This window comes from Ferrovibrio xuzhouensis (assembly GCF_042648965.1).
GTDB classification, from domain to species: domain Bacteria; phylum Pseudomonadota; class Alphaproteobacteria; order Ferrovibrionales; family Ferrovibrionaceae; genus Ferrovibrio; species Ferrovibrio xuzhouensis.
On record NZ_JBHRYJ010000001.1, the window covers coordinates 917,216 to 931,185 of the forward strand.

The window sequence follows — 13,970 nt, forward strand, 5'->3', positions numbered from 1 at the left end:
CGCCCTGTGTCGCCAGCCCCCTTTATCGGGCCAGACGGGCAGCACCGCAAGCTGCAAGCGGAATGCCCGTTTGTTGTGGCGGGGCCTGTCGCCTGCCCCTAAAATCCAGGGGCGGCATAGAACGACCCCGCGAAAGCACCGCAATGGAAGAAATCGGATGGTTGTTGCATAAAGCGGATGGGCAGCACGAGCTGAAATTCAGCGAGCGCACTGTCATCAGCGACGCGCAGTGGGATGCCGAGATCGAACGCATCGAGATTGGCCCGGGCCTGCGCGTCTTCCTCACCGACGTGACGGCACATAGCGATATCACCGTGCAGCCACGCGACACCGAAACCGCGCCTTGGACCAGCAGCAACATCGTGGTCTCCGGCCTAGTCGATATCGAGATGCCGGACGGCCTGCGTGTTGCGGTCGGGCCCGACCAGGCCGTGCTGTTCCGGCCCTCGGCGCGCAACCCGCGCTATCACGTGAAGGCGCCGCAGCGCCTGCGGCTCGCCGGCTACGCACTGCGCGTCGACCGGGTGCAGCGCATTTTCGACGGCGCGCTGCCGCCGGCACTGGCGCCGCTGCTGGAACCGGACGTGGAGAGCAGCCGCGTCATCTGCATGCAGGCGACCCGCCGGCTGCGTTCTCTGGCCGACAGCCTGTTCTCGCCCGGCCTGAACGGTCCCCTGCGCCGGCTGTTCATGGAAGGTGTCGTGCTGCAGCTGCTGGCCTGCCAGATGGCCAGCCAGATCCGCCAGGCCCGGCTGCTGACCCGGCAGGAACGCGCGGCGGTCACGACCGCGCATCGCCTGCTGCTGCTCGACATGCGGCAACCGCCCGGCCTTGGCGAACTGGCCGCCACGGTAGGCCTCACCGAGAAGCGGCTGAACAATGCCTTTCGCAACGAGTATGGCGGCACGGTTTTCGAGGTGTTGCGCAACCACCGGCTCGAGCATGCACGGATCGCGCTGGAAGCCGGGGCGGCGCCGATCAAGCAGATCGCCTTCCGCGTCGGCTACAACCACGTCACCAATTTCATCAATGCCTTCACCGCGCGCTACGGCATGCCGCCCGGGCGCTATGCGGTGGCGGCGCCGGCCCGGCAGCGCCGCCAGCTTGGGCGCAGCACGAAAGCGACGTAAGCGCGGCCGGCCTCAGCCCAGCATCGCCGGCAGGGTGACGATCTCGACACCGGCCTTTTCCAGCCCGGCGCGGATATGGCGGGCCATCGCCACCGCACCGGCACTGTCGCCGTGTACGCAGATCGAATCGACGGCGCAGGGAATCCGCTTGCCCGACAGCGAGACGATGGCCTTTTCCTGCACCATGCGCAGCACGTTCTGCAGCGCCTGGTCGTTGTCATGCACCATGGCGTCGGGCTTGCCGCGCGGCACCAGGTTGCCGTCATCGTCGTAGTTGCGGTCGGCAAAGACCTCCTGCGCCACCGGCAGGTTGGCCTTGCGGCCGGCATCGATCATCGCCGAGCCGGCCGGGGCAAGAAAGATCAGGTCGCGCGAGACGCCGGCAATACCGCGCGCGATGGCGGCGGCGAGATCGGCGTCGACGGCCGCCTTGTTGTTGATGGCGCCATGCGGCTTGACATGGGTTACCTTGCCGCCGCGGGTGGCGGCAATGCCGATCAGCGCGCCGATCTGGTAGGCCATCAGCGCTTCGACTTCGCTGTTGCTCATGGTCATCGGCCGGCGGCCGAAGCCCTGCAGGTCGGGATAGGAGGGATGCGCGCCGATCGAGACGCCGTTCTTCACGGCCTCGTCTACGGTCTGCTGCATCACCGTCCAGTCGCCGGCATGGAAGCCGCAGGCGACATTGGCGGTGGTGACCACCGCCAGCATCGCCGCATCGTCGCCCATGGTCCAGGCGCCGAAGCTTTCACCGAGATCGCTGTTCAGGTTCACCTTAAGCTTGCTCATCGGCCTTCTCCGCTGACGGCATCGACCATGCCGCTGATCAGGTTCACAGTATATAGGGCGCCGGGGTCGAGGCGAACATCCGGTTCGGCGACGCGAATGCCGCCGATCAGGGCGCGGATGCGCGTTTCCTGCTCGCGGCGGGCGGCTTCTGCCTCGGCCACGGTCACGGTGGCAAAATTCAGGCTATCGCCGGGCTTGAGCCGGCCACAGCGCGGCAGATCGGCCGAGATCACGGTGGCGATCTTGGTATAGCCGCCGGTGGTCTGGCGGTCGGCCATCAGGATGATCGGCCGGCCGTTGCCCGGCACCTGGATGCAGCCGGTCACCAGGCCCTCCGAGGCGATGTCGGCGCCGCTGGTATGTTCGATCACTAGGCCGTCGAGGCGCAGGCCCATGCGGTCGGCCTCCTTGGTCACCGTATAGGGTTCCGACAGGAAGGTGGCGATGCCGGCCGCGGTGAAGCGATCTTCCTGCGGCCCCAGCACGACGCGGACCGGGCCGCTGCCGTAATCGAAGCTGTCGGCGAGTTCGTGTTCGTCGCCCTCTTCCGCCGTAGCATTCTTCAGCGGCAGGCGGTCGCCGGCCTGCAGCGCGCGGCCCGCAAAGCCGCCGAGCCCGGCCCGCATGTAGGTCGACAGGCTGCCGAGGAAGGGCTGCACGGCAAAGCCGCCCTGCACGGCGAGATAGGCCACCGCGCCTGCCTCGATGGCACCGATGGCCAGCCGGTCGCCGCGCTTCAGCCGCAGCGAGCGGCCGGGTCGCAGCGGCCGCGGCTCGCCGCCATCGGCCGGCTGCAGGGTCAGCTTTGCGGCACCGACGAAAGCCACGCGCACCGCCCCGGCCGCCACCGAGAGCGTCGGCCCGAGATAGCCGATTTCCAGTGCCGCCGTGTTTTCCGCATTGCCGGCCAGCGCGTTGGCGAGCCTGAGCGCCACCGGGTCCATGGCGCCGGCCACCGGCATGCCCGATGCCTGGTGGCCCCGACGGCCGAGATCCTGCAGCGAGGTCATCAGCCCCGGCGCGACGATATCGAGGAAGGCACCGCTCACGACGTCACCCGCAAAGCGGCATACTCGAAACGCCCGGCCTCGACCGCGGCCAGCATGGCTTCGTATTCGGCCAGCGAGATGGCCTGGCAGGTCATCTCGTCGCCGGCACCGAGCAGGATCGGTTCGTCGCGCGCGGCATCGAACAGCTTCAGCGGCGTGCGGCCGATCAGATGCCAGCCGCCCGGACTTTCCCACGGGTAGATTGTCGTCATCGATTCGGCGATGGCCACCGAACCCTGCGGTACCTTCAGTCGCGGTTCCTTGCGGCGCGGCAACTGCAGCGCCGCGTCCAGTCCGCCCATATAGGCAAGACCGGGCATGAAGCCGAGCATATAGACGAAATAGCGGCCACCGGCATGGCGGGCGGCCACCTCTTCCGGCGCCAGCTTGCAGCGCCCGGCGACATCAAGCAGGTCGGGAGCGACTTCGGGGGCATAGCAGACCGGCAGCTGCCAGAGCTGGCCGGCGCGGCTCTGCGCCTTCAGGTCCGGCAGCATGGCGCGCACCTGCGCCTCGAGACCGGCACGGCTTGCGATCAGCGGATCATAGGCCACCAGCAGGGCACGGAAGGACGGAATGGTCTCGACCACGCCGGGCAGGGCGGCTTCGGCGAGCGCCGCATGCAGCGCCATCACCATGGCGTTCACCTGGCGGTCGATGCCCTCGCCGAACTCGACGCTGAAGCCGGTATCGCCGAAGCTGCGGATCTGCGGGTAGCTGCCCATGCCGACTTCAATAACCGCGAAGCCGGTCAGGCCACAACAGGCAGGGCCTCGATATCATAGGCGTGACCCATCCTGCGGCCGAGCACCAGGTCTTCCAGCTCCATCTCGAAGCGGGTGCCGGAGCGGATGCCGCCGAGGGCGCCGAGCGTGCCGCCGAACATCAGGCTGCCAGGAGCAAGACTTGGCGGCAGGCCGGGCTGGTTGCTGTAGCGCTGCATCAGGTCGGCCGGGCTCCGCAGCGCCGCGACGGCGCCTTCCTGGTAGAGCACGCGCGCACCGTCGATGGTGGCCCAGGCGCGCAGGATCAGGCTGTCCCAGTGCGGCGCCACCTCGTCGTAGCGCCACAGCTGGGTACCGACAACCTTGGAGCAGAGCTGCTTGGAGAGCGCGACGCCGGCGGATTCGGCCTTGCGATCGGTATGGTCGGAGCCGAGCGTGACCCACAGGCCGTCGGCCAGGGAAACGACCACCGGCTCGACCTCGCCCGAGGTGTCCGGGCCCAGCACCTGCAGACGCGTGGTCTGGCTGAGCTGGCCGGTGCCGATGCGGTAGAACAGCGGTACGCTCGACGGACGCGGCACGCCGATGGCAGCCAGTTCCTCGATATGATGCTCGATGGCGGCGGCATCGCGGCCGGCCCAGCCGGCAACGATCAGGGTTTCGATCTCGACGGCGACGCGGTCGCGGCGGTCAGCCCAGAGGCGGTCGAAGGTCAGCACGGTGCGAATGTCCTTAGATCAAGGAGGTCAGCCAAAGGTGGCCGGCAGCCACAGTGCAATGGCCGGGAAAGCCGCCAGCAGCGCGATCAGCGCAATCATCGCCAGCACAAAGGGGATCGAGCCGGCGATCACGTCGTTCAGCGTGCCACTGGTGCGCAGCGACTGTACGACGAAGAGGTTGAGGCCGACCGGCGGGGTGATCAGCGCCATCTCGATCATGATGATGATGACGATGCCGAACCAGACCGGATCGAAACCCAGCCCGAACATCACCGGGGCGACGATCGGGATGGTGGTGATCATCATCGACAGCGTCTCCATGAAGCAGCCGAGGATCAGGTAGAACACCACGATGGCGGCCAGCATCTCCAGCTTCGACAGGCCGAGGCCGGCGATGTAGTTGGTCAGCAGCGTGGTCAGGCCGATCGCCGAGATGACGAAATTGAGGAAATAGGCGGCGATGATGATCAGCATCACCATCGCCGTGGTGCGCATGGTATTTTCCAGCACTTCCTTCATCATCGCGAACGACAGCCGGCGATAGAAGGCGGCCAGGCCAAGTGCCGCAACCACGCCGAGCGAGGCGGCTTCGGTCGGCGTCGCCAGGCCGGCATAGATCGAGCCGACCACGACGAGGAAAATGCCGAGCGGCGGGATCAGGTCGGTCAGGCTGCGCAGACGTTCCCCCCAGCTGGCCGACAGCTTCTCGCCGCCCCAGGCCGGCTTGACCAGGCAACAGACGGCGACGATCACCATGAACAGCACGGCGAGACCGACGCCGGGAATGATACCGGCCAGATACAGCTTGGGGATCGAGGTGTCGGTCAGCACCGCGTAAATGATCAGATTGATCGACGGCGGAATCAGGATGCCGAGGGTGCCGCCGGCCGCCAGAGTGCCGAGGAACAGCCGCTCGTTGTAGCCGTGCTTTTTCACCAGCGGCAGCGCCACAGTGCCCACGGTCGCCGCCGTGGCGACCGACGAGCCCGAGGTGGCGGCAAAGATCGCGCAGGCGCCGATATTGGAATGCATCAGGCCGCCGGGAATCCACGACAGCCATTTCACCATGGCATCGTACATGCGCTCGGCAACGCCGGCGCGCAGCAGGATCTCGCCCAGCAGGATGAACATCGGGATCGAGACCAGCAGGAAGTCCTTCGACGACGACCAGGCCACCTCGCCCATCGCGAGCGTCAGCGGCATCTGGGAATAGATCTTGTCGAGCAGCAGGCCGAGCGTGCCAAGCGCGCCGGCCACCGGCAGCGCCGCCGCCAGCAGGACGATCAGAAGGATCAGGGAGGTGGCGAGCATGGGGGGTCAGTCCAGGGGCTTGAGGCTGGCGGTGTGGGACGCCTCGTCGGCGGCGTCTTCCTCGATGGTGCGGGCGCCAGCCAGGCTGCGAACCTTGGGCAGGTCGCCGGTCAGCAGGGCCTGCAGGGCGCGCAGCAGCAGCGGCACCAGGGTGAAGATGAACAGGCAGTAGCCGGCGAACCACAGGCCCTGCGGAATCCACAGCGGGGTGGCAAGCGGCGTGGTGGCGCGGGCGCTGAAGGCCAGCGACGTGCTGAACACCGAACAGGCCTGCCAGGTCAGCAGGCCGAGGAACAGGGCGAGCGAGAGCAGCGCGACGATGTCGAGCACGGCGCAGAGCGCAGCCGGCAGCCGGGTGTAGAGCGCATCGACGCGGACATTGGCACGACGCAGCAGGGTGAAGCCGAGCGCCCAGGCGGTGCCGATGGCGAAGGCATAGCCCGACAGCTCGTCCGAGCCACCCATGCTGATGAGGAAAATCTTGCGCAGCAGGACATCGACCGAGACGACGAAGGCCGAGACCAGCACCAGGGTGCCGCCGAACCAGATGGCGTAGCGGGAGATGCGGTCAGCGAGGCCGAGCCAGCGGTCGAGCAGGAAGGTCATGGGGGACAATCTAGCAGAAAGTGGCGGGACCCGGCGCAAAACCGGAGCCCCGCCCAGTCACAGGAGGGAACTTTAGTTGGTCTTGGCGGTCAGGCCGACCACCTTGCCGATGCTGTCGTTGAAGGTGGCAACGCAGTCGCCCTGGCAGCGGGCCGCCCACTTCGGCAGCACGGTGTCGCTCAGCGCCTTCTTCAGCAGCGCCTTGTCGGCATCCGAGACCGGCACGACGGTCATCTTCGCCTTGGTGCCCATGGTGCAGTCTGCCTTGCCGGCGTTGCATTCATAGCCCTGCTGGGTCTCCTTGGCGGCCGCGTCCCAGATGCGGTTCTCGAGGCCGGAGATTTCCGTCTGCAGGAAGGCCTGCACCTTCGGGTCGAGCTTGGCCCAGGTCTTGCTGTTGGCGGCCAGCATGACATGGCTCCAGCCGAGCGGCAGGGCGTACATGTAGTCGGCCACCTCGTACCACTTGGCCGAATTGCCCGACAGCGTGCCGGTGATGGCGCAGTCGACCACCTTGTTCTGCAGGGCGGGGACCACCTCGCTGAAGGCGAGCGTCACGCCGGTGCCGCCGAAGGCCTCGACGAATTCAGCCAGCGTGCGGTTGCCGGTGCGCACCTTCTTGCCCTTCAGGTCGGCGAGGCTCTTGATCGGGCTGCTGCAGTACAGAACCTGGGCCGAATACGGGTAGATGCCGAGCACCTTGATGCCGAAACGCTCCTGGTAGAACTTGTCGAGCACCGGCTTGTAGGCGTCCGAGACCTTGCGGGCGGTGGCGACGTCAGGCGACAGGCCGGCGAGGTCAACCGCCTCGTTGCGGGCGTCGTCGGCGGCGACATAGCCGAGCACGGTGGAGCCGATGTCGATGACGCCAAGCCGCATCAGGCGGAAGATTTCGGCGCCCTTCAGGCCCATTTCGTTGAACGGGGTGATCTCGGCCGAGACGGCGCCCTTGGACTTCTGCTCGATCTCCTTGGTCCAGAACGGCTGCTCGTAGTCCTTGTACATGGTCAGGTTGCCCCAGCTGCCAACGACCTTGAGCTTGGTCTGCGGCATGTCCTGCGCGCCGGCATTGGCCGTCGCCAGACCGGCGACCAGTGCGCCGGCCAGCACGGCACCCTGCGCCAGCTTCTTGAGATTCATCATGATGGTACCCCTCCAGGTTGGTGAAATTTACAGAACCGCGAGCCGGCTGTTCCTCAGGTCGGTGACCAGCATGTGGCCGGGCGCGTGGGTGATGCTGAATTCGGGTTTCACGGCGGCAATCACCGACTGCGGGGTGACGCCACAGGCCCAGAAGACCGGCAGTTCGTCGTCTTTCACGACGACCGGGTCGCCGTAATCGGGCTTCATGATGTTGGCGATGCCGATCATCTCCGGCTTGCCGATATGCACCGGCGCGCCATGCACCGACGGGAAGCGCGAGGTGATCTGCACGGCGCGAATCGCATCGGCCGGCTTCAGCGGTCGCATCGACACCACCAGCGGGCCGCGGAACGGGCCGGCCGGCTGGGTCTGGATGCTGGTGCGGTACATCGGCACGTTGGTGCCGTCGTCGATATGGCGCAGCGGAATGCCGTCCTCGACCAGCGCCTCTTCAAAAGAAAACGAACAGCCGATCAGGAAGGCGACGAGATCGTCGCGCCAGACGTCTTTCAGGTCCGGCACCTCGGCGACCGGCTCACCGTTCTTCCAGACGCGGTAGAGCGGGATGTCGGTGCGGATGTCGATATCCTCGCCGAGCGTCGGCAGGCGCGGATCGCCCGGCTCGCTGGCCGCCAGCAGCGGACAGGGCTTCGGGTTGAACTGGCAGAAGCGGAAGAAATCGTCGGCCAGCGCCTTGGGCAGGATGGCGAGATTGGCCTGCACGAAACCCGGCGCGATGCCGGCGGTCTGGCCGCGATGGATGCCGTTGCGTACCGCCAGCCGCGCCTCGCGGCCGGTGGCAAAAATCCGGTTACCCTGCCGGGCGACGCCAGCATTCATTACAAACCCCATCCCCTCTGATGACGACGGGGTCATGGCATCATGTCAAAGCCGTGACTGTCCAATCGTCAGTTCGGATGGCGACCGATAAGAAATTCTTATCGCAGAATTGCCTAGCGATTGCGCAGGCGGATACGCCGTTTTGCCTCCGCCGTAGCCAGATCGCGGGCGATCTCCACCACCGCCTCGGCCATATAGCTGTCCGGCTTGACCGGATAGGTGGCGGCAAAGTTCAGATCGGGCAGATTCTGTTCAGCCCGCACAAGACGCAGGCGCTTTTCGCTCAGCTCACGACGGATCACCACCGGCGGAATGGCGCTGACCCCGATGCCGTCCAGGGTCATGCGCACGATGGTGCTGAGCGAGGCGTTGCCGTACATGCGCAACTGGGGGAAGTCGGAGCGCGTCATCATCTCGCGCACGGTGATGTAGGGCCGGGTGTTGCGCGGATAGGTGATGATCGGCCAGCGCGCCAGCACACCGAGCGGGACCGGATCGGGGCCGAGGTCGAGGTCCGGGCTCGCCACCCAGGCCAGCGGATAGCTCGACAGGGCGACGTTTTTCATGCGCGGTTCGCTGACCGGGCCGAGCAGGAAGGCGATATCGAGCTGGTGCGAAACCAGCCGTTCACGCAGCAACGGCGAGGTGTCGACCTCGATTTCCAGCGTCAGCGCCGGATAGACCGCATGCATGCGCTCGATTAGCTTGGCCAGCCAGGTATGCACGATGGTCTCGGCGACGCCGAGCCGGACCACGCCGCGCATCGCCTTTTTCTCGCGCGCCGCCTGCATCAGGTCGGCGCGCAGCTGCAGCATGCGTTCGGCATAGGGCAGCAGTTCGCCGCCCTTCGGCGTCAGCGCCACGCCGCGCGGTTCGCGGTCGAACAGCTTGACGCCGAGATCGGCCTCCAGCAGCGCGATGCGCTGCGACACCGCCGGCTGGGTGGTATTCAGCTTCTCGGCGGCGGCGCGGAAGCCGCCCAGATGGGCGACCCAGACGAAGGTTTCGAGATTGCGCAGATCGGCCACGATCGGGTCCCGGCTAATGGAAAACCGGATTTAGTATAAGGCGGGCTTATCGGTCGGGAAACCACCCGGTCTCCGCGGGCAGACGATCTGGCCAGCCGGCCGCCTGCGGATGAAACAAGTGTTTCATTTATCCACAGGAAATGAATCATTTGTTGCATCGCTGCGGGGAATCGGATTGGATGACCGGCCATGGACGCCCGCCACCTGGCCAGCCGGATCACCGCAGGGTTCGCCCAGTTGCCGCCGCAGCTGCAGGCGGCGGCCCGCTTCGTGCTGGACCACCCGGAAGATGTCGCCCTGCTGTCGATGCGCGAGCAGGCCCGCCGCGCCGGGGTGCCGCCGGTGACCATGACCCGGCTCGCCCGCCAGCTCGGCTTTGCCGATTACGCCGCCTTCCGCGACCTGCATGCCCGCGCGCTCCGCCGCCCGGCCGCCCCGGCCGGCTTCAGCGCCCGTGCCGGCCAGATGCAGCGCCGCCAGCGCGCCGGCGGCGATGCCGCGCTGACCACCGAGATCGGCCGCACCATGGCCCGCCATCTCGCCGCCTTCGGCGCCGGCGACGGCGCCGATGCCCTGCAGGCCGCCGCCCGGCTGATCGGCGGCGCCCGGCGGGTCTATTTCCTCGGCCTGCGCTCCTGCTATGCCGTGGCGTTCCAGGCGGCCTATGTCTACGGGCTGTTCCGCGAGAACGGCCTGCTGCTCGATGGCCCCGGCGATACCGGAGTCGATGCCCTGCGCCACAGCGGCAAGGGCGACGTGCTGCTGGCGATCAGCGTCGCGCCATACACCACGGCGGCCGTCGAGCGCGTGACCTATGCCGCCGGCCGTGGCGTCGACATCGTCGCCATCACCGACAGTGCCGCCTCGCCGGTTGCCGTGCCGGCCGGCGCCGCCGTACTGGTGCCGACCGAGACGCCCTCCTTCTTCCATACGGTGACGCCCGCCTTCGTCGCCGCCGAAACCCTGATCGCCCTGGTTGCCGCCCGCGGCGGCGCCCGGACGCTCAGTGCCATCCGGGACGCCGAGAGCCAGCTCGGCGCCTTTTCCGCCTACTGGTCCCCCCGCCGCAAACGAGCCTGAAGGTCATGAGCAGCCATATCCTGCATCGCCAGATCAACCACGAGTATCCGGTCGCCGTCGGCGGCCAGGGCATCTACATCGAGGATGCCACCGGCAAGCGCTATATCGACGCCTCGGGCGGCGCCGCGGTCAGCTGCCTCGGCCATGGCCATCCGGATGTCACCCGCGTGCTGCAGGAACAGGCCGGGCGCATCGCCTATGCCCATACCAGCTTTTTCACCACCGAACCGGCCGAGCAGCTCGCCGACTACCTGATCGACACGGCACCGCAGGGCATCAGCCATGTCTATTATGTCTCCGGCGGCTCGGAGGCAGTGGAAGCCGCGCTGAAGATGGCGCGGCAGTATTTCGTCGAGATCGGCCAGCCGCAGCGCAAGCATTTCATCGCCCGCCAGCAGAGCTATCACGGCAACACGGTCGGCGCGCTCAGCGTCGGCGGCAATGCCTGGCGGCGCCAGCAGTTCGCGCCGATGCTGATCGAGGCACACCACATCTCGCCCTGCTTCGAGTATCGCGGCCGCCAGCCTGACGAGACGCCGGAGGCCTATGGCCTGCGCATGGCGAACGAGCTGGAAGCCAAGATCATCGAACTGGGCACCGACAGCGTGATCGCCTTCGTCGCCGAGCCGGTGGTCGGCGCCACGCTCGGCGCGGTGACCGCGGCACCCGGCTATTTCAAACGCATCCGCGAGATCTGCGACACATACGGCGTGCTGCTGATCCTCGACGAGGTGATGTGCGGCATGGGCCGCACCGGCACCCTGCATGCCTGCGAGCAGGAGGGCATCGCCCCCGACATCATGACCATCGCCAAGGGTCTCGGCGGCGGCTACCAGCCGATCGGCGCGGCGCTGCTCAGCCAGAAGATCTTCTACGCCTTCAAAAACGGCAGCGGCTTTTTCCAGCACGGCCATACCTATCTCGGCCACCCGATGGCCTGCGCGGCAGCCATGGCGGTGCAGCAGGTGATCGTGCGCGACCACCTGCTCGACAATGTGAAGGCGATGGGCCTGCATCTCAACGACCGCCTGCACGAGCGCTTCGGCAACCATCGCCACGTCGGCGACATCCGCGGCCGCGGCCTGTTTCAGGCCATCGAGCTGGTGCGCGACCGCGCCGACAAGTCGACCTTCGATCCGGCGCAGAAGCTGAACGCCAGGGTCAAGAAAGAGGCCATGGCGCGCGGCCTGATGTGCTACCCGATGGGCGGCACCATCGACGGCAGGAACGGCGACCACGTGCTGCTGGCGCCCCCCTTCATCTGCAAACCGGCCGATATCGACATGATCGTCGAACGACTGGGTGACGCGGTCGACGCCGCACTCACGGGAGTTGCCTGATGTCCGCCGCCCCCATCCTGCCCGCCGTCATGGCGCCGGCCGTCGTCGCGGTGGCACCGAACGGCGCCCGCAAGCTGAAGGCCGACCATCCGGCCGTACCGCTGACGGCGGACGAGCTTGGCCGCTGCGCCGCCGCATGCGCCGAGGCCGGCGCCGCCATGATCCACCTGCATGTACGCCAGGCCGATGGCCGCCATTCGCTGGATGCCGGGCTTTACCACGAAGCCATCGCCGCGGTGCGCCGCGAGGCGGGACCGGAGCTGATCATCCAGGCGACCTCGGAAGCCGCCGGCGTCTATGACCGCCACCAGCAGATGGCGGCGATGCGCGCCCTGATGCCGGAAGCCTGCAGCCTGGCGATCCGCGAGATCGCGCCCGATGCGGCCGCCGAATCCGATGCCGCCGCGTTTTTCGCCGAGCTGCACAAGGCCGGCGTGATGCTGCAGTACATCCTGTACAGCGACGACGATGTCCGCCGTTTCCGCGACCTGAAGGCGCGTGGCGTGGTGCCGGGCGACAAGCATTTCGTGCTGTTCGTGCTCGGCCGCTATACCGCCGGGCAGACCTCCGAGCCGGCCGACCTGCTGCCGTTCCTGCGGCACTGGAGCGATGCCGACGGCGCCTTCGCCGTCTGCGCCTTCGGGGCGAAGGAATCGGCCTGCGCGCTGGCGGCGCTCGGCCTGCACGGCCATGCGCGGATCGGCTTCGAGAACAACATGCTGCTGGCCGATGGCCGCCGCGCCGCCGACAATGCGGCGCTGGTGCGCCAGACGGTCCAGCATGCCGGCCTGATGGGCCGCGCCATCGCCGATGCCGGGGCGGCGCGCGCCCTGCTGGCACAGCTGGTCTGAGCCGCCGCCATGCATGCATCCGGCCTGCCGCACCGCAACGACTCGCCGGACACCGCGAAATTGTATCGATACATCAATGGAATCGCCGGAAAACGCTTGACGTCCACGCGCGTCACAGTGTCCATAGCCGCAGATCGCGGTGACGGTGATCGGGGGGTTGGCGACAGGGCCTGCGGGTCCTGCCGTCGTCAGCGGAAGCCGCAGGCGGCACCGGAACAGCCGGGCCATCCTGTCGTTTCCAACGCGTCGTCACGGCGCAAAAGCAACGCCGGCCGGGGCCGGCGACGGATATCTTGAAGGAGGGATAACGACAATGATCCAGTTCACCACCAAGCGCCTGCTGAGCGGCATGCTCGGCGCCGCCCTGCTGGCGGCGATGCCCGGCACCGGCTTCGCCCAGCAGAAGTTCGTCACCATCGGTACCGGCGGCGTCACCGGCGTGTACTACGCGGCCGGCGGCGCGATCTGCCGCCTGCTCAACAAGGACCGCAAGACCACCGGCATCCGCTGCTCGGTCGAGTCGACCGGCGGTTCGTCCTACAACATCAACACCATCAAGGCCGGCGAACTCGATTTCGGCATGGCACAGTCCGACGTGCAGGCCAATGCCTATGATGGCGTGGGTCCGTTCAAGGACGGCGCCTTCAAGGATCTGCGTGCGGTCTTCTCGGTGCATCCGGAGCCGTTCACCGTGCTGGCCCGCAAGGATGCCGGCATCACCAAGTTCACCGACTTCAAGGGCAAGCGCTTCAACGTCGGCAACCCCGGTTCGGGCACCCGCAACTCGATGGAAGAGCTGCTGAGCGCCATGGGCTGGACGCTCAAGGACTTCTCGCTCGCTTCCGAACTGAAGGCCGACGAGCATGGCCCGGCGCTCTGCGACAACAAGATCGACGGTTTCTTCTATGGCGTCGGCCATCCGTCGGCCAACATCCAGGACCCGACCACCAGCTGCGGCGCGCAGCTGATCTCGCTTGAGGGCCCGGCTGTCGACAAGCTGGTCAAGGCGCATTCCTATTATGCCTACGCGACCATCCCGGGCGGCCTGTATGCCAACAACCCGAATCCGACCAAGACCTATGGCGTGCTGGCCACGCTGGTCACCTCGACCAAGGTCGACAACGAGGTGGTCTACAACCTCGTCAAGGCGGTGTTCGAGAACTTCGACGACTTCAAGAAGCTGCACCCGGCCTTCGCCAACCTCGATCCGAAGCATATGATCAAGGACGGTCTGACCGCGCCGCTGCATCCGGGCGCCGTGAAGTACTACAAGGAAAAGGGCTGGATGTAATCCGGCTGCGCATCATGGCCGGCCCGTCAATGGATGGGCCGGCCTTTTGTGTTTTTAAGAGACGTGCC

At 67.0% G+C, this 13,970-nt stretch carries 14 protein-coding genes; 5 read left to right on the forward strand and 9 right to left on the reverse strand.

Annotated elements, in window-relative coordinates:
- Nucleotides 1-164: 164 nt before the first annotated feature.
- Complete coding sequence (locus tag ACFOOQ_RS04530) at nt 165-1,130, forward strand: helix-turn-helix transcriptional regulator (RefSeq protein WP_379722264.1); 966 nt, start codon at nt 165-167, stop codon at nt 1,128-1,130.
- Between the two features lie 12 nt (nt 1,131-1,142).
- Here ACFOOQ_RS04530 and ACFOOQ_RS04535 read toward each other — a convergent pair whose 3' ends face one another.
- The 9 genes from ACFOOQ_RS04535 to ACFOOQ_RS04575 all read right to left on the reverse strand — a co-directional run bounded on the left by ACFOOQ_RS04535 (nt 1,143) and on the right by ACFOOQ_RS04575 (nt 9,340).
- A complete protein-coding gene (locus ACFOOQ_RS04535; protein ID WP_379722266.1) occupies nt 1,143-1,919 on the reverse strand; it encodes a LamB/YcsF family protein in 777 nt (258 codons plus the stop codon).
- Nucleotides 1,916-2,968: a 5-oxoprolinase subunit C family protein gene (locus ACFOOQ_RS04540; protein WP_379722268.1), complete on the reverse strand. Its 1,053-nt coding sequence runs from the start codon at nt 2,966-2,968 to the stop codon at nt 1,916-1,918. The genes ACFOOQ_RS04535 and ACFOOQ_RS04540 overlap by 4 nt, the downstream gene beginning before the upstream one ends.
- Nucleotides 2,965-3,693 carry a 5-oxoprolinase subunit PxpB gene (gene pxpB / locus ACFOOQ_RS04545; RefSeq protein ID WP_379722270.1) on the reverse strand — a complete coding sequence of 243 codons (729 nt, stop codon included), beginning with the start codon at nt 3,691-3,693 and terminating at the stop codon, nt 2,965-2,967. Before pxpB ends, ACFOOQ_RS04540 begins: the two co-directional genes overlap by 4 nt.
- A gap of 26 nt (nt 3,694-3,719) precedes the next feature.
- Entirely contained in the window at nt 3,720-4,412 is a 693-nt protein-coding gene (locus tag ACFOOQ_RS04550) for a DUF2848 domain-containing protein (protein ID WP_379722272.1), read from the reverse strand.
- Between the two features lie 27 nt (nt 4,413-4,439).
- Entirely contained in the window at nt 4,440-5,723 is a 1,284-nt protein-coding gene (locus ACFOOQ_RS04555) for a TRAP transporter large permease (protein WP_379722274.1), read from the reverse strand.
- A gap of 6 nt (nt 5,724-5,729) precedes the next feature.
- Nucleotides 5,730-6,329, reverse strand: a complete 600-nt coding sequence (locus ACFOOQ_RS04560; RefSeq protein ID WP_379722276.1) for a TRAP transporter small permease subunit — start codon at nt 6,327-6,329, stop codon at nt 5,730-5,732.
- Nucleotides 6,330-6,401: 72 nt separating this feature from the next.
- Nucleotides 6,402-7,472, reverse strand: coding sequence for a TRAP transporter substrate-binding protein (locus tag ACFOOQ_RS04565; RefSeq protein WP_379722278.1), 1,071 nt, complete (start codon nt 7,470-7,472; stop codon nt 6,402-6,404).
- Nucleotides 7,473-7,499: 27 nt separating this feature from the next.
- Nucleotides 7,500-8,312, reverse strand: a complete 813-nt coding sequence (locus ACFOOQ_RS04570) for a putative hydro-lyase (protein ID WP_379722280.1) — start codon at nt 8,310-8,312, stop codon at nt 7,500-7,502.
- Between the two features lie 113 nt (nt 8,313-8,425).
- The gene (locus ACFOOQ_RS04575) at nt 8,426-9,340 is read right to left on the reverse strand and encodes a LysR family transcriptional regulator (protein WP_379722284.1); all 915 of its coding nucleotides are present in this window, start codon (nt 9,338-9,340) and stop codon (nt 8,426-8,428) included.
- Between the two features lie 189 nt (nt 9,341-9,529).
- Between ACFOOQ_RS04575 and ACFOOQ_RS04580 the strand changes: the two genes are divergently transcribed.
- The 4 genes from ACFOOQ_RS04580 (at nt 9,530) to ACFOOQ_RS04595 (ending at nt 13,902) form a co-directional block, all read left to right on the forward strand.
- On the forward strand, nt 9,530-10,420 hold the full coding sequence (locus ACFOOQ_RS04580) for a MurR/RpiR family transcriptional regulator (RefSeq protein WP_379722286.1): 891 nt from the start codon (nt 9,530-9,532) through the stop codon (nt 10,418-10,420).
- 5 nt (nt 10,421-10,425) lie between these two features.
- Nucleotides 10,426-11,760 carry an aspartate aminotransferase family protein gene (locus tag ACFOOQ_RS04585; protein WP_379722288.1) on the forward strand — a complete coding sequence of 445 codons (1,335 nt, stop codon included), beginning with the start codon at nt 10,426-10,428 and terminating at the stop codon, nt 11,758-11,760.
- Entirely contained in the window at nt 11,760-12,611 is an 852-nt protein-coding gene (locus tag ACFOOQ_RS04590) for a BKACE family enzyme (RefSeq protein WP_379722290.1), read from the forward strand. Before ACFOOQ_RS04585 ends, ACFOOQ_RS04590 begins: the two co-directional genes overlap by 1 nt.
- A gap of 313 nt (nt 12,612-12,924) precedes the next feature.
- On the forward strand, nt 12,925-13,902 hold the full coding sequence (locus tag ACFOOQ_RS04595; protein WP_379722292.1) for a TAXI family TRAP transporter solute-binding subunit: 978 nt from the start codon (nt 12,925-12,927) through the stop codon (nt 13,900-13,902).
- Nucleotides 13,903-13,970 lie beyond the last annotated feature (68 nt).